Here is a 17,758-nt window from a genome sequence, read left to right as displayed (position 1 = left end):
GGTGTCGGTATGTTTGATTTGACGATTCGCAATGGCCGGGTATCGACCTCGGTGGAAACGTTCTATGCAGACATCGGGGTCAAAGACGGAAAGATTGCCGCCATCGCTGCGGCGCTTCCAAGGGGTACCCAGGATATCGACGCCCAAGGCCAGTGGGTGTTGCCTGGCGGCGTCGACAGCCATTGCCATGTCGAACAACTCTCCGGAATGGGAGTGATGACGGCGGACGACTTTTACAGCGCTTCGGTGTCTGCCGCGTTTGGTGGCACCACGACCATCATCCCGTTTGCCGCGCAGCACCGGGGGCAGAGCCTGCTCGAGGTGGTGGATGACTACTATCAGCGCGCGGCCAGCAAATCGGTGATCGATTTCGGGTTCCACGTGATCCTCACCAACCCGGATGAGGCAACGTTGGGCGCCCATTTGCGCGAGGTCATCGCCCGGGGGATCACCTCGTTCAAGGTATTCATGACCTACGAGGCCATGAAACTCACCGATTACCAGATCCTTGATGTGTTGTATGTGGCGCAGCAGAACAACGCGTTGATCATGTTGCACGCGGAGAACAACGACATCATCAACTGGCTTGCCCATCGGCTGATCGATAACGGGCACGTTGCACCCAGATTTCATGCTGTGGCACATGACCCTATCGCCGAAACCGAGGCGACTCATCGCGCCTTGATGCTTGCCAGCGTGCTCAATGTCCCCGTGCTGATTGTCCATGTCTCGGGCGCTCAGACCGTCGAGCTGCTTCGGAACGCCCGGCTCAAGGGCATCGCGGTGTATGCCGAAAGCTGCCCCCAGTACCTGTTTCTCACTGGCGACGATATCGATATCGAGGGTGTCGAGGGGGCGAAATACTGCTGCAGTCCACCGCCGCGTGACATCGCTTCGCAGGAGGCGATCTGGCAAGGCTTACTCGATGACACGTTGTCTATCTACTCATCGGACCACGCACCTTACCGGTTCGATCAGACAGGGAAGTTGCCTTACGGCGAAAAAACCACCTTCAAGCAAATGGCCAATGGTGTTCCTGGCATCGAACTGCGCCTGCCTTTGCTGTTTTCCGAGGGTGTATTGAAAGGGCGGATGTCGATAGAGCGGTTTATTCAGCTGTCATCCACCAACCCCGCAAAAATGTATGGCCTGTATCCGCAAAAAGGGGATTTGGTGGTGGGCGCCGATGCCGACATTGTGGTGTGGAATCCGCACCGCAAAACCACCATCACTCATGCTCAGTTGCATGATCAGGCGGGTTATACACCGTACGAAGGTAAGGAAATAATCGGTTGGCCTGAGGTGGTGATCAGCCGCGGCCGCCTTGTGGTGGATGCGGGTTCGTTGCACGTAGGCAGAGGGTCCGGGTGCTTCATTAAAAGGGCCACTCCTGATCTGCGAGACATGACCTTGGCCGCGGACTCACCTCGCACTCGCTTAATCAAGAAGCTCGTTTGAAATTACCGGTTGTTAAAATAATAAGAACCCACTGATTCGCGCTGCCAGTACTTAAATTATTTCGGGATTCACAATGAAACAATTACTGGTTTCTACGGCATCTCTTTGCGTGCTTTCCTTACCTTCTCTCCAGTCCCATGCAGCAGAAAACAACGAAGGCTTTATGGAGGGCGCATCGTCCTCCATCAACTTTCGTAACCTGTACATGGAAAGGGACTACTTCGGCTCCACTGCACAGAATCGGTCTAAACAGTGGGCCCAGGGCTTGATCTTCAAGTTTGACTCGGGGTTTACCGAAGGCACGGTTGGCTTTGGCCTGGATGTACTCGCCAAGGGTATTCTGAAACTTGACGGTGGCGCTGGTACGGTGGGCGATGTCATCGCTGCGGACCGTGGGGACGGTCCGCCTCGAGATCTGGGCCGGATCGGCCTGGCTGCGAAAGTGAAAGTGTCCGCTACCGAACTCAAGGGCGGGGAGTTCATGCTGCGCACCCCGTTGATCATCGCAGACGATGGCCGTGCGATGCCGCAAACCTATCAGGGCGTACTGCTGTCGTCGCGAGAGATTCCCAACCTTACGCTGACCGCGGGGCAGATTTACGGCAGTGCTGCAAAGAACGACTCAAGCATGAACCGTCTGAAGCTCAATGGCTTTTCGGCGACGTCGAACAACTTCACCTTCGGGGGGGCAGAATATGCGATTCCCGGTACCGAAACGTCCGTGGCAGCCTGGTACGGCAAACTTACCGACATCTATGATCAGAAGAACATTGAGCTGATCAACTTGCATCGTCTCTCTGAGGCACTGGCAATTCGCTCTACCTTGCGTTACTGGTGGGGGGAGGATGCGGGGGCGGCCAAGGCAGGAAGCCTGAGCAACCAGACAGCATCGGGGATGTTCGACTTCCTCTACGGTCCACATACATTACGCCTTGGCCTGCAGAAAATCAGCGGTGATAACGCTTGGTTCCGGCTATCCGATGCCTGCCCGTGTGGCATTGTCGCCAACGACAGCCTTACCAACGCGTCTACCAACGCCAAGGAAAAGTCTTGGCAAGTACGCTATGACTATAACTTTGCAGCATTGGGTGTGCCGGGGCTGACGGCGATGGCGCGCTACATCAGTGGCACCAATGTGAAAACGGCGACGACCGATAACGGCAGCGAGTGGTCCCACGACGAAGGCATCGACTATGTATTCCAGTCGGGCTCTGCGAAAAATCTGTCCATCGGGTTGCGCCACGGAACGATCCACAAGAGCTTCAATCCGAGCTTCAATGAAACCCGAGTGATTATCAATTATCCGATCTCGCTGCTCTAAGGACTACCTGTTCGGATCAGGTTGTGCCAAGGACTGGCCCATTGGCGTTTTGAGCGAGCACCAGTGTTGTGCCCTTTATGGACTTCCTACGTGACAGGGCACGCCTTTGGTGCAGACTTTTATGCCCAGACGCTCAACACTGGTTCATTGAGCCACTGCGCTCGAATTCTTGAGGGCTGGAACAATAATTGCTGCGCCAGGTACATTCGGTTGCTTGCATGTGGCTATCATGAACCTGAGACAAATAGAGATTTTTCGCGCGGTCATGATTACGGGTTCAATCAGCGGCGCCTCCAAGCTGCTCTTTGTTTCTCAGCCGGCAGTGAGCAGGCTGCTCTCCCACACTGAATTGAGAATGGGTTTGAAGCTGTTCGAGCGCGTCAAGGGGCGCTTGTATTCGACACCTGAGGCACGAAGCCTGTTTAAAGAAGTAGAGAAAATCTACGACAATATTCAGCGGGTCAATGCACTGGCCGCCAAGCTTTCGAACAGTCATGACGGTATGATCAATATTCTGTCCAGTCCCAGCATTGGGCAGATGTTTATCCCGAAAGTGATTGCGTCTTTCACCAAGAAGTACCAGCAGGCAACGGTGTCATTTCACGTGCTGCCCTTCGCCAACATCCTTGATCGGATTACCTCGGGCGATGGCGATCTGGCCGTCACCATTCTGCCCACGGACCACCCCAATATTGCCTGCGATACAATTGGCTCGCGAAAGCTGGTGTGCGTGCTGCCTAACGTCAATCCACTCTCGCAAAAACCTTTTATCACCCTGACGGACCTGACCCACGAAAACCTGATCAGCTACAGAGTGGAAAGTCCGCTGGGCAAGATCATCGACACCACGTTCCAGCAGGCCGGGCTAACACCCACCAGCTACCTTGAAGTGGGCTCACCTCAAAACGCCTGCTCACTGGTTCAGGAAGGTGTAGGCGTTGCGCTGGTGGACGAGTTTTCTGCGATCAGTACGCAAAGCCCATCGGTGGTCGTGCGCCAGGTGATCAATGCGCCCACTATCGATATTTGCCTGCTCCACCTGAGCACCTCACCGTTATCCTCCAATGCCTCGCTATTTGCCGAAGAGATACGTTTGCTGCTGGCTGAAACCCTCCCCAGACAGTAGCGCGATGATCGCTATCAACTCGCCAACGCTCAGCTCATCGCTCTACAGCGACGCACTTGATCTCCACCAACAGGCCTGGCCTGGCGAGCTCGCTGACGCCTACGCAGGTCCATGCACAGGTGCCTCTGGGAAACACCCTGTCCTTCACCTCTCTGAACAGCGGCATGAAGTGCGACATGTCCACGTGGTACGTGGTCATTTCCACGACGTCCTCGAACCGGCAGCCGCCGGCCGCCAGGACGAGACGAAGGTTTTCCCACGCGGCCAGAAATTGCTGTTCAGGATCTTCGATAACCGTCAGGTCCGCTGTACGCCCAACCTGGCCTGCGCAGTAGAGGGTTTTTCCCACCTTTACAGCTGGGGCGTATCCGGCCTTTTCGGCCAGTAGTTGCATGTCATCTGGAACGATGAGTTGCCGATCATTCATGATTGCGAAAGCCCAGTCTTCAGTCGGAGCTGCAACCTAGCCCAGGCGCTGGAAAGCTGTCTAGCCTGTGCCGGCCAGACAACAATGCCCCTGGCCGGGATTTTGTTGTCTGGCGGCCTGAACTCAGATCAGATCTGCATCGCCATCCCGTCCACATTCATCGCCGCCTGGCGCAATGCCTCGGAACGGGTCGGGTGTGGGTGGCAGGTGAGGGCGATATCCTCGGCCGAAGCCGAGAACTCCATGGCCACGCAGAACTCGCCGATCATCTCGCTGACGCTTGGGCCGACCAGGTGCACGCCCAGCACCTCATCAGTGTTGGCATCGGCGATCACCTTGGCGAAGCCTTCGGTCTCGTGGTTGATCTTGGCCCGGCTGTTGGCGGTGAACGGGAACTTGCCCACCTTGTAGGCGCGGCCCTCGGCCTTGAGCTGCTCTTCGGTCTTGCCGACAGTGGCGAGTTCCGGGCGGGTGTAGATCACGCCGGGGATCAGGTTGTAGTTGACCTCGTGCGGCTTGCCGGCAATGCGTTCGATGCACGCCACTGCTTCGTCTTCTGCTTTGTGGGCCAACATCGGGCCGGAGGTGACATCACCGATTACCCAGATGCCTGGGACCGTGGTGCGATGGTGCTCGTTGCCAAGCATGCCGCGTTTGTCGGTTTCCAGGCCGACACTTTGCAGGTTCAGGCCCTTGGTATAGGGGCGGCGGCCAATGGCGACCAATACATAGTCGGCTTCCAGGGTCTGTGCCGTACCACCAGCAGCAGGTTCGACGGTCAGGCTTACGCCATCAGCCGTTGCGTTGGCCTGGGTCACCTTGCTACCCAGCTTGAAGGCCATGCCTTGTTTGGCCAAGGCTTTGTGCAGGGTCTTGGCGGTTTCCTCGTCAGTACCCGGGCAGATGCGGTCAAGGTACTCGATGACGGTGACCTCGCTGCCCAGGCGACGCCACACCGACCCCAGTTCCAGGCCGATGACGCCTGCACCGATGACCACCAGGTGCTTGGGCACCTGGGGCAGGGCGAGGGCGCCGGTGGAGTCGATGATGCGCTGGTTATCGATGGTCACCCCCGGCAGGGGCGTGGGCTCGGAGCCGGTGGCGATAACGATGTCCTTGGCCTGCAACGGGGTTTCGCTGCCGTCTTCGGCTTTGACGATGACCTTGCCAACACCATCCAGGCGCCCCCAGCCCTTGATCCATTCGACCTTGTTCTTGCGGAACAGGTACTCGATGCCCTTGGTCAGGCCGGTCACGCTCTCGTCCTTCTGTTTCATCATTTGGGCGAGGTTCAAGGTGGGTTTCACCTCGATGCCCAGGTGAGCGAACTCGTCGCCGCTGGCGGCTTCGTAAAGCTCCGAGGCGTGCAGCAAGGCCTTGGATGGCATGCAGCCAACATTCAGGCAGGTGCCGCCGAGGGTCGAGCGGCCTTCCACACAAGCCACGCTCAGGCCGAGCTGGCCGGCGCGAATCGCCGCGTTGTAGCCGCCAGGGCCGCCACCGATGATCACCACGTCAAAGGATTTCATGGGTTGTACTCCAGATGAAGAAGTGCGAGAGGGGCACAAGGTTAAGCTGAGCGCGGGGAATTGTATACAATCTAGAGTGTGGATGAGCGCCGGCCGCTCTAGACCTTGGTCTTGGTTAGCGGAAACCTTGGCTGAATGAACTACTCTATTTCGGTGGCGTTCGAAACATCATGCGTCGTACCCAAAATGGAAAGGAGGGTCGTTCATGCTTGCGCAACTTCCACCGGCGTTGCAGAGTCTTCACCTGCCTCTGCGCCTTAAACTGTGGGACGGTAATGAGTTCGATCTGGGGCCCAGCCCTCAGGTCACGATTCTGGTGAAGGAGCCGCAGCTGATTACTCAGCTGACCCATCCAAGCATGGATCAACTAGGCACCGCTTTCGTTGAAGGCAAGCTGGAGCTGGAAGGCGATATCGGCGAAGCCATTCGCGTCTGCGACGAGTTGAGCGAAGCCCTGCTGACCGATGAGGATGAAGCACCTCCCCAGCGTATGGCGCACGACAAGACCACCGATGCCGAGGCCATCTCCTACCACTACGACGTGTCCAACGAGTTCTACAAGCTGTGGCTCGACCAGGACATGGCTTACTCCTGTGCTTACTTCCGTGAGCAGGACAACACACTGGATCAGGCGCAACAGGACAAGTTCGACCACCTGTGTCGCAAGCTGCGCCTGCAGGAAGGGGACTATCTGCTCGATGTCGGTTGCGGTTGGGGTGGGCTGTCACGCTTTGCCGCACGCGAATACGGCGCCAAAGTGTTCGGCATCACGTTGAGCAAAGAGCAACTCAAGCTTGGGCGTGAGCGCGTCAAGAAGGAGGGGTTGAGTGGCAAGGTCGACCTGCAGATTCTTGATTACCGCGACTTGCCCCAGGATGGCCGCTTCGACAAGGTGGTGAGTGTCGGCATGTTCGAACACGTGGGGCATGCCAACCTGGCGCTGTACTGCCAGAAGCTGTTCGGCGCCGTTCGAGAAGGTGGCCTGGTGATGAACCACGGCATCACCGCCAAGCACGTCGATGGGCGGCCAGTCGGGCGTGGTGCGGGTGACTTCATCGATCGTTACGTGTTCCCCCATGGGGAGCTTCCCCACCTGTCGATGATCAGCGCGAACATTTGTGAAGCAGGGCTTGAGGTAGTGGATGTCGAGAGCTTGCGCCTGCATTACGCCAAGACGCTGCATCATTGGAGCGAGAACCTGGAAAACCAGCTACACAAGGCCGCCGCGTTGGTGCCGGAGAAAACCTTGCGCATCTGGCGTCTGTACCTGGCCGGCTGTGCCTATGCCTTCCAGAAGGGCTGGATCAACCTGCACCAGATCCTTGCGGTGAAACCCTACGCCGATGGGCACCATGACCTGCCCTGGACGCGCGAAGACCTGTATCGCTGACACCCTGAAACGGGGCCGCAAGCGGCCCCGGTTTCTTTACAGAATCGGTGAAATCAAACGTGCGATGCGCATGCCCAGTTGCTGAATGCGGTGGGTATCGCGGCTGTCTTCGGCAGTAATTTCCACCGCCTGCTCGAAGTCTTCGATCAACATCGCCTCGACCTGATCGGCAAAGGCGCGGTCGACGGTCAGCAAGGTGATTTCGAAGTTGAGTCGGAAAGACCGGTTGTCCAGGTTGGCACTGCCGATCGCGCTGACGTCATCGTCCACCAACACCACCTTCTGATGCAGAAAACCTGGCTGGTAGCGGAACATGCGCACGCCTGCCCGTACCGCTTCGAACGCGAATAGGCTGGAGGCTGCGTAGACGATACGGTGATCGGGGCGGGAAGGGATCAGGATCCGCACATCCACGCCCCGCAGCACGGCCAGGCGTAACGCGGCGAACACGGCTTCGTCGGGGATGAAATACGGGCTGGTGATCCATACTCGCCGGGTCGCAGAGTGGATCGCTTCGAGGAAGAACAGTGAGCAGGTTTCCTGCGGGTCTGCAGGGCCGCTGGCCAACGCTTGGCACAGCACACCGTTGTCCGGGTAGGTGTCGGGCAGGATCAGCGGCGGGAGCTGGCGCGTGGCCCAGTACCAGTCCTCGGCGAACGACTCTTGCAGGCAAGCCAGTACAGGCCCGCTGATCTGCACATGGGTATCGCGCCAAGGCGAAAGGCGAGGGTTGCCGCCCAAGTACTCATCACCCACGTTATGCCCGCCAATGAACCCGGTCAGGCCATCGACCACGACAATCTTGCGATGGTTGCGAAAGTTCACCTGGAAGCGATTGAACCATCCCCGGCGAGTGGCAAAGGCATGGATTTCTACCCCGCCTTCGCGCAGTACCCGGCTATAGCTGGCGGACAGAGCATGGCTGCCTACCCGGTCATACAGCACGAACACCTTCACACCCTCGGCCGCTTTGCGCAGCAGGAGTTGCTGCAGCGCCTTGCCAATGGTGTCGTTGTGAATGATGAAGAACTGTACCAACACCACCTCGCGAGCCTGGTCGATGGCAGCGAAGATGGCGTCGAATGTGGCTGTGCCATCGATCAGCAATTTCACCTGGTTGTTGGCCAGGCAGGGCATCCGCCCTAGTTTCGGCATGGCGCGCAGGGCGGCGTAGCTCTCCGACTCGCGGGCGGTCAATGCCTCTTCGACCCAAGGCCGCCAGTTCAGGTTGGCCATGGCCACGTGCATTTCCTGGTTGGCCTGGCGCCTTGCCTGGATGTAGGCATAGAAGGAGCGGGCGCCGAAGATCAGGTACGGGATCAGGGTGAAATAGGGAATGAAGAACAGTGACATTGCCCAGGCGATTGCGCCTTGGGCGGTACGCACGGTGAACACCGCGTGCAGCGCAGCAATGATGCCTAGCAAGTGAACGAGGCCGAGCACATAACCGAAGAAGTAGGGGCTGTGGTAATCCATACGCATCCTGCTTGGCGAATACACAGCGGATAACAGAACACGTTCAAGGCTCGCCTTGCAACCTGAAAGCGGATTTGGCGTCTAAGGCTCAGACCGGCCCGTTGGCCGGCTTTTCGAGGAGCGTTGGTCCATGAAGATTCGTCTGCCACTGTTGGCTCTGGCTTTTGGTTTAAGCAGCCCACTGGTGCATGCGCAGATGTTGCAACCCGGCCTGTGGGAACTGACCACCAGTAACATGCAGGTCGATGGCAAGCCGTTGCCCGATATGCAGTTCATGCTTGGCCAGTTGAAGAACCTGCCGCCGGAGCAACGCGCAATGGTGGAAGGCACGCTGGCGAAACAGGGCATCACCGTGGGTGGTAATGGTGTGCGGTCCTGCCTGACGCCGGAGCAGGTACAGACCAACGACATTCCCCTTCAAGACCCCAAATCAGGGTGCACCCAGAAGATTACCGACCGCACCGGGAATGTTTGGAAGTTTCAATTCAGTTGCCCCAAAGCCCAGGGCACTGGCCAGGCAACCTTCCTGAGTGACAAGGAGTTCACAACCCAGGTGAACGGTACCTTCAATGCTTCGGGTGTGCAGCAACAAGGCAGCATGAACACCCGCGCTGTCTGGTTGGGCAGTGACTGTGGAACCGTCAAACCCCGTACTTGATGATCACCACCGCCACTGGCTGCTGGCTACTGCGTCGTGGGCATGCAGGCTTTCTGCATGTTCCACGCGAAGCTTGAAGGCCGACACCCCCTCAGCCTGACGCAGCGATTGATGCAACCGCCGTGCGGCGTCTTCACAGAACATCAGGTTCTGTCCATTTGCCAAAGCGAATGCTTGTTCGTCGGCACGTTTAACGGCGGTTTGCACGGCAGTGCCCAGGCTGGCCTCCGCCGTATCGATCAGTTCGGTGACAGGTAGCGAGTCCAGATTGCTGTTCAACCGTATGTGAACAGTGGCTAGGCTGCGTTGGCTGTGTGGGGTGGCGACGATGCCTTCGCTGCTGCCCAGCCAAGCCAAGACGGCCGAGTGATCCAACGGCCGCTCGGCAAATTCTCTCTGGAACTGCTCCTGAATCAGTTGCCTGGCCAGGGCGGCCGAACAGGGGCAAGTGGAGGAATAAGGCACCTGCACCGATAGTTCCACGTGGAACATTTCATTTTCGATCTTCGAATCAATGGTTATCGCGTAGCTTTTCCAGCCCGACAAGCGGCTGATAAGTGCCGGCCGTTTCAACATGTGCTCGAAGCGCAAACGCAAGTAGGCGGCGTCGGAGAGGCCCTCATGGCTAGCAAGAAAGCTTGCCAGCAAACGGCGAATCGCCAAGGGCGTCAGCGTTTGCTGTTCCAGCATCTCAAGCGCCAAATACAGACGCGACATATGAATACCGCGGGATGTGCCATCCACCAGGCTCACCCCGGCGTCGGCCTTGGCAGCCACCCTTTGGCCATCGACCTGTATGGGGACGGCAATACCGCACATGCCTACCCAGTCGAGCGGGGTCGTGTCCAGGTGTGTTTGCGCAGCGATGTCAGGGAGCGTCAGGTTTGTCATTCTGGATACCAGGCAGGGAAATCAGCGGCAACCGCCGACCAGGCTGCAATGCAGGTTGAAACGTTGGCCGCTGGAACTGGACACACGGTTCAAGGTTGTCCACCCCACGCGGCGGCTGTAGCCAACCCACGCCTCACCATCACTGGCCAGGCCGGTGAAAAAGGTCAGCGAACCATAACGGCTATTGGTTTGCGCCCAAAGGCGACGTGTCGCACTGTCGTAACCACGCAGGTAAAAATGAGTACCTTCTGTGCGCACGCTGTAGTAGCTGCCGTTGCCATCCTCACACGCCACCAGCGTTGCGCTGCGCGTACACAGTGGCAACTTCTCGCCATGCGGCATGGCAACCAACGGTGCTGGTGCGACAAGCAGTAACAGCACGATGACGCGTGACAGGTTCATTTCCATCTCCGGGTACTCTTGCGACGAGTACGACTTGGCGAAATTGTATTGTTACTTTATAACATTGTGCAATGCATCGTTTCGAATGCGTCCGCCTGTAGAGGATTCGCCATGCCCCATCGCCTTCCCGTCACCGTGCTTTCCGGCTTCCTGGGGGCCGGCAAAAGCACCTTGCTCAACCATGTGCTGCGTAATCGCGACAACCTGCGGGTTGCCGTGATCGTCAACGACATGAGTGAAATCAACATCGATGCCAGTGAGGTACAGCGCAACGTCAGCTTGAACCGCGCCGAGGAAAAACTGGTGGAGATGAGCAACGGTTGCATCTGCTGCACCCTGCGTGAGGACTTGCTGGAAGAAGTCGCCCGATTGGCCGAAGAGGGCCGCTTCGATTATTTACTCATCGAGTCCACGGGGATCTCCGAGCCGCTGCCGGTGGCAGAAACTTTCACGTTCCGCGACGAGCAAGGCCGTAGCCTGTCAGACATGGCGCGGTTGGACACCATGGTCACGGTGGTCGATGGCCTGAACTTCCTGCGTGACTATCAGGCGGCCGATAGCCTGGCGAGTCGGGGCGAGACCTTGGGGGAAGACGACGAGCGGTCGATCACGGACCTGCTGATCGAACAAGTCGAATTCGCTGACGTACTGCTGCTGAGCAAGATCGACCTGATCAGCCAGCACGAGCGCGAAGAGCTCATGGCTATTTTGCGCAGCCTCAACCCGCGGGCGCAGATCGTGCCCATGGTGATGGGCCAAGTGCCGCTGGAGCGGATCCTCGATACCGGCCTGTTCGACTTCGATCTGGCGGCACAGGCACCTGGCTGGTTGCAGGAAATGCGCGGTGAGCATGTGCCGGAAACGCAGGAATACGGCATTGCCGCAACCAGTTGGGAAGCCCGCAGGCCGTTGCATCCCCAGCGCTTTTTCGACTTTATCCACAAGCAATGGAGCAATGGCCGCTTGCTGCGCTCGAAGGGGTTCTTCTGGCTGGCCAGCAAATACCAGGAGGCCGGCAGCTGGTCGCAGGCCGGCGGCATGATGCGCCACGGCCTGGCCGGGCGCTGGTGGCGTTTTGTACCGCGCGAGCAGTGGCCGCAGGATGAGCAAAGCATGGCGGACATCCTAAAGCATTGGACGGTCGAGAGCGGCGACTGCCGTCAGGAGTTGGTGTTCATTGGGCAGAACATCGACTTTGCCAGGTTATCCACAGAGCTGGAGGCCTGCTTGTTGAATGACGAAGAGATGGCACTAGGCCCTATGGGGTGGCTGCGCATGGAGGACCCATTCGGCCCGTGGTACAGCGAGGAGGCCGCATGAAGCTTGCGTGTCCACCTGTGGATATCCGCCAGGTATTCGGCGAATCTCCCAAGGTACTGACTGAAGTCTTTCAGGATGGTGTCAATCTGGCTGTCTGGCAGCGCCGTTTGCCGGCGCAGCTGGAAGACTTCGCGGCCTTGGTGGTCAGCCTGGGTCAGGCCCTGACGGATCAGCGGGTCGTCGATGTGAATGAGCATGAACCCGTGGTGTTGCCCGGGTTGCTGCGCGAGGCAGCCGACTTGCACGGTTACGAGGGGTTCATTGCCGATGTGGCCTGGTTGGTGTCGGCGTTTACCTGTCTGTTGGGCGCACGCCGGGTTGGGCTGCGTCTGCGCGTGCTGCAGGGCGCGATGTGCCCACGGTTCCATGTGGATAACGTGCCCTTGCGGCTACTCACGACCTACATCGGGCCCGGCAGCGAGTGGCTGGAAGAGGGCGCGATCGAACGTGACGGCTTGCAACGGGCGCAAGCCCCTGTGGATAACATCCGTAGCCTCCAGGCTGGGGAGGTGGCCGTGCTCAAAGGGGAGAAATGGTTGGGCAACGAAGGCGCGGGGTTGATCCACCGCTCGCCAGGCAGTGAGCAGCGGCGCCTGTTGCTTAGCCTTGACTGGTTGGCGTGACGGGGCATAGTGGGAGGCAACACACCGTTCAAGTGATCCCATGCTGCAAAACATCCCCACCCACGTCATCGCCGGCCCCTTGGGCGCCGGCAAGACCAGCCTGATTCGTCAGCTGATGGCTCAGCGCCCCGCTGACGAGCGATGGGCGGTATTGGTCAACGAATTTGGCCAGGTGGGTATCGATGCAGCCTTGCTGAGCCGGGACGAAGACGGTATTGCCATTGCCGAGGTGGCAGGGGGTTGTCTGTGCTGCGTCAATGGCACGCCGTTTCAGGTCGGGTTGGGCCGCCTGCTTCGCAAGGCACGCCCTGATCGCCTGTTGATCGAGCCGTCAGGCCTCGGGCACCCGTTGCAATTGTTGAATCAGTTGGGCCAGGCGCCCTGGCTTGGAGTGCTGTCGGTACAGCCATTGGTGATGGTTGTGGACGCGTTAGCGCTGGCGCGCGGCGAGGTTTTGCCCGCTGCCCAACAAGAAGCCATGCAAGCCGCTGCGCTGGTGGTCCTAAACAAGAGCGAGGCTGTTGATGAAAATCATAGGTTGTTGATAAATAAAGACTTTTCATTAGTCCACAGGCTCTGGACCACGCAGGGCCGACTTGCCCTTGGCGAGCTTCCCGTTTCATCCACAGCGGTGGAAGGCCATTTTTCTGTGGATAACCCAGTTCTGCAGACTCAGCCGGTGGCATCTGGCAGCCTGTGGACAAATCCTCGTGAGCCGATCTGCCAGGCTCAGGAAGGTGAGGGCGGTTGGAGCATCGGCTGGCGTTGGCACCCAAGCCAGCAATTCGATCCGCAGCGCCTGCGGCGTTTCCTTGCGCAGTGGCCATGGCGGCGAGCCAAGGCAGTTATCCACAGCGCCCAGGGGTGGCAGTCTTTCAATGCATTGGAGCGGGACATGCCTGCTTGGCAGCCGAGCGCTTGGCGCAAGGATTCGCGGCTTGAACTTATTTTCGACAAGGCCCAGCCGCAGCAGGTGCTCCAGGCCGCATTGGCAGAATGTGTCATCGGGCACTGAAGCTGCCTCAGAGCCCCCGGTGCCGTTTAGGAAACCCCTTGATCAGTTACGCCAGCGATTGTGCTCCTGGCGCCACTGCTGCATCTCGATCACATTGTCGGCCCGTGGCGGTGTCTTGATCTCGAACGGGTACGGTGCCAGTTCAATTTGCACGCTGTGGGCGCCAAATTGGGTCACGGTACCTGGATGGCGCTGTTCGCCGGTGACGGTGAATTCGAACGCATACACCCGGGCCAGGCGCTTCCTGCCGTTGGCATCACGAATGAACGCTATGCGCTTGAGCGCCACCGCATCGTCGAGCAGTTCCAGGTCCAGCTTGGCGCAGTGCTGCTTGACCCGCTCCAGGGCCTTTTCGCGCAGACCATGGTTGTGCCATACCCAAGCGCCTGCCGTGGCCAGCAGCATCAGGACGAAGAGATTCTCCAGGGTCAACATTTGCTTATGCTCCAAACAGGTCGATCCAGCTTAACTGCGTCCCTGGTCTGTCGTACAGGTGGCAATCGAGTTCATACTGCGCGACGCACAATCCTTGAAACAGCTTTGGAAAACGCCCGCATGAAACGTACCCCGCACTTGCTCGCCATCCAGTCCCACGTGGTGTTCGGCCACGCCGGAAACAGCGCTGCGGTGTTCCCGATGCAACGTATAGGGGTCAATGTCTGGCCGCTCAATACCGTGCAGTTCTCCAATCACACTCAGTATGGCCAGTGGGCGGGAGAAGTGCTTGCTCCGGCGCAAATTCCTGCGCTGGTGGAAGGCATTTCCAACATTGGCGAACTGGGCCATTGCGATGCCGTGCTTTCAGGCTACCTGGGCAGTGCCGAGCAGGGCCGTGCGATCCTGGCCGGGGTCGAGCGGATCAAGGCCGTGAATCCCAAGGCGCTGTACCTGTGTGACCCGGTCATGGGGCATGCAGAGAAGGGTTGTATCGTCCCGCAGGAGGTGAGCGAATTTCTGCTCGAGGAGGCAGCGGCCAAGGCTGACATCCTCTGTCCGAACCAGCTTGAGCTGGACAGCTTCTGTGGCCGCCGGGCGCAGTCGCTGGCAGATTGCGTCAGCATGGCCCGTGGGCTGTTGGAGCGTGGGCCAGAAGTGGTGCTGGTCAAGCACCTGGCCTACCCGGGGCGCGCCGAAGAGATGTTCGAAATGCTGCTGGTGACCCGTGACGCAAGCTGGCACCTGCGCCGCCCGCTACTGGCCTTTCCACGCCAGCCCGTTGGGGTGGGTGATTTGACGTCAGGGCTGTTCCTGGCCCGCGTGCTGCTGGGCGATAGCTGGTTGCAGGCGTTCGAGTACACCGCAGCAGCGGTGCATGAGGTGTTGCTGGAAACCCAGGCTTGCGCCAGCTACGAACTGCAACTGGTGCGTGCCCAGGATCGCATCGCTCACCCGCGTGTACGCTTCGAGGCGCAGCGCCTGGCGGTTTAAATGGCGTCGGTCTTCAGGTTCTGATAGCGCGTTTCCAGTTCCTGGCGGATCTGGCGGCGCTGCTGGCCCTGCAGGAAACGGCGTTTTTCCTCGCTGGACTGCGGCTGGCGCGGCGGTACTGGGACCGGGCGGCGGTTGTCATCGACCGCCACCATGGTGAAGAAGCAACTGTTGGAATGGCGCACCGAGCGCTCGCGGATGTTCTCGGTGACCACCTTGATGCCAACCTCCATGGAGGTATTGCCGGTGTAGTTGACCGAGGCGAGGAAAGTCACCAGCTCGCCGACGTGCACCGGCTCGCGGAAGATCACCTGGTCGACTGACAGGGTTACCACATAGCTGCCGGCATAGCGGCTGGCGCAAGCGTACGCCACTTCGTCGAGGTACTTGAGCAGGGTGCCGCCATGTACGTTGCCAGAAAAGTTGGCCATGTCCGGGGTCATCAGGACGGTCATGCTCAGCTGGGCGTTTCCAGGTTCCATAGTGTGCTCACGGTGAGGTTGCGCTGAATCAGGGCGTTCGGGGCGGTTATCTGCTGACACTTCTGTTCCCCTCTTTAAGGTTGCCTTCCTGATACGGGACGTTGGCCGAGACGCCATCGTCACGCTGATCTTGCCATCAGAGGCTGTTAATCAGCCGATCTGTTTCTACATATTGCACCGGCTTTTTGCGGCGGGGTGCGATGTTAACCTGAGTACGCCCATGCAACATGGGCTTTCCTGCATTCAATACAGTATGTACTTGCTGCTCGCTCGGGTTTGCCTTGGCAGAGGAGCGGTCTGCCCGGGCATCGAGAAAGGAGTATCGCGCCATGCATGCCATAAGCTTCATCCAGGATCTGGCAGTCATCATGCTGGTCGCAGGGGTGGTGACGATTCTCTTTCATCGCCTCAAGCAGCCCGTTGTGCTGGGCTACATCGTCGCCGGCTTCATCATCGGCCCACACACCCCGCCGTTCGGCCTGATTCACGACGAAGACACGATCAAGACCCTGGCAGAGCTCGGGGTCATTTTCCTGATGTTCTGCCTGGGGCTGGAGTTCAGCCTGCGTAAATTGTTCAAGGTGGGAGCTACAGCCTTCATCGCAGCGTTCCTGGAAATCGTCCTGATGATCTGGATCGGGTTCGAGATTGGCCGCTGGTTCGGCTGGAACACCATGGACTCGCTGTTCCTCGGTGCCATCCTGGCGATTTCCTCGACCACCATCATCGTCAAGGCGCTCAACGACCTGAAGATGAAGAACGAGCGGTTTGCCCAGCTGATATTCGGTGTGCTGATCGTCGAGGACATCCTGGGGATCGGTATCATTGCCCTGCTTTCAGGGATTGCAGTCAGCGGGGCGGTCAGCTCCGGCGAGGTGTTTTCCACGGTGGGCAAGCTGTCGTTGTTCATGATCGTGGCGCTGGTCATCGGCATCTTGCTGGTGCCGCGGCTGCTGGCCTACGTGGCAAAGTTCGAAAGCAACGAGATGCTGCTGATCACCGTGCTTGGCCTGTGCTTCGGCTTCTGCCTGCTGGTGGTCAAGCTCGAATACAGCATGGTACTGGGTGCCTTCCTGATCGGTGCGATCATGGCGGAATCGCGGCAATTGCTGAAGATCGAACAGCTGATCGAGCCCGTGCGTGACCTGTTCAGCGCCATTTTCTTCGTTGCCATCGGCCTGATGATCGACCCCCAGGTGCTTATCGACTATGCCTGGCCAATCGTGGTGATCACCCTCGCCGTGGTGCTGGGCAAGATGCTTTCCTGCGGCATGGGCGCGTTCATTGCAGGTAACGATGGTCGCACGTCACTGCGCGTGGGGATGGGGCTTTCCCAGATTGGCGAGTTCTCGTTCATCATTGCCGCCCTGGGCATGACCCTGCAGGTCACCAGTGACTTCCTGTACCCCGTCGCTGTGGCGGTTTCAGCCATCACCACCCTGCTGACGCCGTACCTGATCCGTGCAGCCGACCCGCTGTCGCTCAAACTCGGCAAGGTAATGCCTAGCCGCTTGACGCGGGTACTTTCGTTGTATGGCGAGTGGTTGCGCAGCATCCAGCCGCAGGGAGAAAGCGCCATGGTGGCGGCGATGATCCGGCGCATCCTGCTGCAGGTCGGGGTAAACCTTGCGTTGGTCATCGCGATCTTTTTCAGCGGGGGCTATTTCGCCGCGCGCATCGGCCATTGGCTCAGCGAATGGGTCTCCGATCTGAGTCAGCAGAAGGCGATGATCTGGGGAGCGGCGCTGTTGCTGTCGCTTCCGTTCCTGATCGCTGCTTACCGCAAGCTCAAGGCGCTATCGATGTTGTTGGCCGAAATGAGCGTCAAGCCGGAAATGGCCGGGCGACATACCCAGCGGGTGCGTCGGGTGGTGGCCGAGGTGATCCCGCTGCTGTCGCTGTTGGTGATCTTCCTGCTGCTGTCGGCGTTGTCGGCGAGCATCCTGCCGACCAACGAACTGCTGCTGATCATCGCGGTGGTGGCGGCGGTGGTAGTGGCCGTGTTGTGGCGCTGGTTCATCCGCGTGCATTCGCGCATGCAGATTGCCTTGCTGGAGACGCTGGAAAACAGCCGCGATCATACGCACTGAAGACAGCTCCCTGCGCCAGGCTTCACCGTAGGCCGAGGGGATAGAACGGTAACGATGTCGCCAGGCGCAGAAAGCCTGGCGATTTTAAGGGGAGGTAGTAGCTATGAGCCATTACTTTCTGT

17 protein-coding genes are annotated in these 17,758 nt (G+C 58.9%); 10 read left to right on the top strand and 7 right to left on the bottom strand.

What is annotated here, in order from left to right:
* The first annotated feature begins 9 nt into the window (after positions 1–9).
* The 3 genes from hydA (at position 10) to L6D80_RS20665 (ending at position 3,905) form a co-directional block, all read left to right on the top strand.
* A complete protein-coding gene (hydA, locus tag L6D80_RS20675; RefSeq protein WP_176515795.1) occupies positions 10–1,458 on the top strand; it encodes a dihydropyrimidinase in 1,449 nt (482 codons plus the stop codon).
* Between the two features lie 73 nt (positions 1,459–1,531).
* On the top strand, positions 1,532–2,779 hold the full coding sequence (locus tag L6D80_RS20670) for an OprD family outer membrane porin (RefSeq protein WP_176515797.1): 1,248 nt from the start codon (positions 1,532–1,534) through the stop codon (positions 2,777–2,779).
* Positions 2,780–3,008: 229 nt separating this feature from the next.
* Positions 3,009–3,905, top strand: coding sequence for a LysR substrate-binding domain-containing protein (locus L6D80_RS20665; RefSeq protein WP_054901244.1), 897 nt, complete (start codon positions 3,009–3,011; stop codon positions 3,903–3,905).
* A gap of 34 nt (positions 3,906–3,939) precedes the next feature.
* On the opposite strand, the gene L6D80_RS20660 is transcribed toward L6D80_RS20665, so the two are convergent.
* Both L6D80_RS20660 and lpdA read right to left on the bottom strand, forming a co-directional pair.
* Entirely contained in the window at positions 3,940–4,332 is a 393-nt protein-coding gene (locus tag L6D80_RS20660) for a RidA family protein (RefSeq protein WP_176515799.1), read from the bottom strand.
* Between the two features lie 128 nt (positions 4,333–4,460).
* The gene (gene lpdA, locus L6D80_RS20655) at positions 4,461–5,861 is read right to left on the bottom strand and encodes a dihydrolipoyl dehydrogenase (RefSeq protein WP_176515801.1); all 1,401 of its coding nucleotides are present in this window, start codon (positions 5,859–5,861) and stop codon (positions 4,461–4,463) included.
* Positions 5,862–6,066: 205 nt separating this feature from the next.
* Here lpdA and cfaB point away from each other — a divergent pair, with 205 nt between their 5' ends.
* Positions 6,067–7,251 carry a C17 cyclopropane fatty acid synthase CfaB gene (gene cfaB / locus L6D80_RS20650; protein WP_176515803.1) on the top strand — a complete coding sequence of 395 codons (1,185 nt, stop codon included), beginning with the start codon at positions 6,067–6,069 and terminating at the stop codon, positions 7,249–7,251.
* Between the two features lie 36 nt (positions 7,252–7,287).
* Here cfaB and cls read toward each other — a convergent pair whose 3' ends face one another.
* On the bottom strand, positions 7,288–8,727 hold the full coding sequence (cls, locus tag L6D80_RS20645; RefSeq protein WP_054901248.1) for a cardiolipin synthase: 1,440 nt from the start codon (positions 8,725–8,727) through the stop codon (positions 7,288–7,290).
* 130 nt (positions 8,728–8,857) lie between these two features.
* Here cls and L6D80_RS20640 point away from each other — a divergent pair, with 130 nt between their 5' ends.
* Complete coding sequence (locus tag L6D80_RS20640; protein WP_176515805.1) at positions 8,858–9,385, top strand: DUF3617 domain-containing protein; 528 nt, start codon at positions 8,858–8,860, stop codon at positions 9,383–9,385.
* A gap of 3 nt (positions 9,386–9,388) precedes the next feature.
* On the opposite strand, the gene folE2 is transcribed toward L6D80_RS20640, so the two are convergent.
* Together folE2 and L6D80_RS20630 are read right to left on the bottom strand one after the other, a co-directional pair.
* Positions 9,389–10,276, bottom strand: a complete 888-nt coding sequence (gene folE2 / locus L6D80_RS20635) for a GTP cyclohydrolase FolE2 (RefSeq protein ID WP_176515807.1) — start codon at positions 10,274–10,276, stop codon at positions 9,389–9,391.
* 21 nt (positions 10,277–10,297) lie between these two features.
* Positions 10,298–10,678, bottom strand: coding sequence for a hypothetical protein (locus tag L6D80_RS20630; RefSeq protein WP_054901348.1), 381 nt, complete (start codon positions 10,676–10,678; stop codon positions 10,298–10,300).
* 111 nt (positions 10,679–10,789) lie between these two features.
* Between L6D80_RS20630 and zigA the strand changes: the two genes are divergently transcribed.
* Genes zigA through L6D80_RS20615 form a run of 3 tightly spaced genes read left to right on the top strand, consistent with a single transcriptional unit; the run spans position 10,790 to position 13,636 of the window.
* A complete protein-coding gene (gene zigA / locus L6D80_RS20625) occupies positions 10,790–11,998 on the top strand; it encodes a zinc metallochaperone GTPase ZigA (protein WP_176515809.1) in 1,209 nt (402 codons plus the stop codon).
* Positions 11,995–12,621 carry a DUF1826 domain-containing protein gene (locus L6D80_RS20620; protein ID WP_176515811.1) on the top strand — a complete coding sequence of 209 codons (627 nt, stop codon included), beginning with the start codon at positions 11,995–11,997 and terminating at the stop codon, positions 12,619–12,621. Before zigA ends, L6D80_RS20620 begins: the two co-directional genes overlap by 4 nt.
* Before the next feature lie 40 nt (positions 12,622–12,661).
* The gene (locus tag L6D80_RS20615) at positions 12,662–13,636 is read left to right on the top strand and encodes a CobW family GTP-binding protein (RefSeq protein WP_176515813.1); all 975 of its coding nucleotides are present in this window, start codon (positions 12,662–12,664) and stop codon (positions 13,634–13,636) included.
* 42 nt (positions 13,637–13,678) lie between these two features.
* Here the strand turns inward: L6D80_RS20615 and L6D80_RS20610 are convergent, their stop codons facing one another.
* Positions 13,679–14,071: a DUF3301 domain-containing protein gene (locus L6D80_RS20610; RefSeq protein ID WP_054901254.1), complete on the bottom strand. Its 393-nt coding sequence runs from the start codon at positions 14,069–14,071 to the stop codon at positions 13,679–13,681.
* 120 nt (positions 14,072–14,191) lie between these two features.
* Here L6D80_RS20610 and pdxY point away from each other — a divergent pair, with 120 nt between their 5' ends.
* Positions 14,192–15,064 carry a pyridoxal kinase PdxY gene (gene pdxY / locus L6D80_RS20605; RefSeq protein WP_054901255.1) on the top strand — a complete coding sequence of 291 codons (873 nt, stop codon included), beginning with the start codon at positions 14,192–14,194 and terminating at the stop codon, positions 15,062–15,064.
* Here the strand turns inward: pdxY and L6D80_RS20600 are convergent.
* Positions 15,061–15,546, bottom strand: a complete 486-nt coding sequence (locus L6D80_RS20600) for an acyl-CoA thioesterase (protein WP_054901256.1) — start codon at positions 15,544–15,546, stop codon at positions 15,061–15,063. The genes pdxY and L6D80_RS20600 overlap by 4 nt on opposite strands.
* Positions 15,547–15,875: 329 nt before the next feature.
* Between L6D80_RS20600 and L6D80_RS20595 the strand changes: the two genes are divergently transcribed.
* Entirely contained in the window at positions 15,876–17,636 is a 1,761-nt protein-coding gene (locus tag L6D80_RS20595; RefSeq protein WP_176515815.1) for a cation:proton antiporter, read from the top strand.
* The last annotated feature ends 122 nt before the right edge of the window (positions 17,637–17,758 follow it).

Source organism: Pseudomonas ceruminis (assembly GCF_021602025.1).
Taxonomy (GTDB): Bacteria; Pseudomonadota; Gammaproteobacteria; order Pseudomonadales; family Pseudomonadaceae; genus Aquipseudomonas; species Aquipseudomonas ceruminis.
This window is presented reverse-complemented; position numbering and strand designations above follow the sequence as displayed.

What these genes read in the sequence shown, in the direction of transcription:
- L6D80_RS20595 (WP_176515815.1), top strand. Translation starts at nt 15,876, where the DNA reads ATGCATGCCATAAGCTTCATCCAGGATCTGGCAGTCATCATGCTGGTC.
- lpdA (WP_176515801.1), bottom strand. Translation starts at nt 5,861, where the DNA reads ATGAAATCCTTTGACGTGGTGATCATCGGTGGCGGCCCTGGCGGCTAC.
- L6D80_RS20615 (WP_176515813.1), top strand. Translation starts at nt 12,662, where the DNA reads ATGCTGCAAAACATCCCCACCCACGTCATCGCCGGCCCCTTGGGCGCC.
- cls (WP_054901248.1), bottom strand. Translation starts at nt 8,727, where the DNA reads ATGGATTACCACAGCCCCTACTTCTTCGGTTATGTGCTCGGCCTCGTT.
- L6D80_RS20600 (WP_054901256.1), bottom strand. Translation starts at nt 15,546, where the DNA reads ATGGAACCTGGAAACGCCCAGCTGAGCATGACCGTCCTGATGACCCCG.
- L6D80_RS20660 (WP_176515799.1), bottom strand. Translation starts at nt 4,332, where the DNA reads ATGAATGATCGGCAACTCATCGTTCCAGATGACATGCAACTACTGGCC.
- L6D80_RS20640 (WP_176515805.1), top strand. Translation starts at nt 8,858, where the DNA reads ATGAAGATTCGTCTGCCACTGTTGGCTCTGGCTTTTGGTTTAAGCAGC.
- cfaB (WP_176515803.1), top strand. Translation starts at nt 6,067, where the DNA reads ATGCTTGCGCAACTTCCACCGGCGTTGCAGAGTCTTCACCTGCCTCTG.
- hydA (WP_176515795.1), top strand. Translation starts at nt 10, where the DNA reads ATGTTTGATTTGACGATTCGCAATGGCCGGGTATCGACCTCGGTGGAA.
- folE2 (WP_176515807.1), bottom strand. Translation starts at nt 10,276, where the DNA reads ATGACAAACCTGACGCTCCCTGACATCGCTGCGCAAACACACCTGGAC.
- zigA (WP_176515809.1), top strand. Translation starts at nt 10,790, where the DNA reads ATGCCCCATCGCCTTCCCGTCACCGTGCTTTCCGGCTTCCTGGGGGCC.
- L6D80_RS20630 (WP_054901348.1), bottom strand. Translation starts at nt 10,678, where the DNA reads ATGAACCTGTCACGCGTCATCGTGCTGTTACTGCTTGTCGCACCAGCA.
- L6D80_RS20670 (WP_176515797.1), top strand. Translation starts at nt 1,532, where the DNA reads ATGAAACAATTACTGGTTTCTACGGCATCTCTTTGCGTGCTTTCCTTA.
- L6D80_RS20620 (WP_176515811.1), top strand. Translation starts at nt 11,995, where the DNA reads ATGAAGCTTGCGTGTCCACCTGTGGATATCCGCCAGGTATTCGGCGAA.
- pdxY (WP_054901255.1), top strand. Translation starts at nt 14,192, where the DNA reads ATGAAACGTACCCCGCACTTGCTCGCCATCCAGTCCCACGTGGTGTTC.
- L6D80_RS20610 (WP_054901254.1), bottom strand. Translation starts at nt 14,071, where the DNA reads ATGTTGACCCTGGAGAATCTCTTCGTCCTGATGCTGCTGGCCACGGCA.
- L6D80_RS20665 (WP_054901244.1), top strand. Translation starts at nt 3,009, where the DNA reads ATGAACCTGAGACAAATAGAGATTTTTCGCGCGGTCATGATTACGGGT.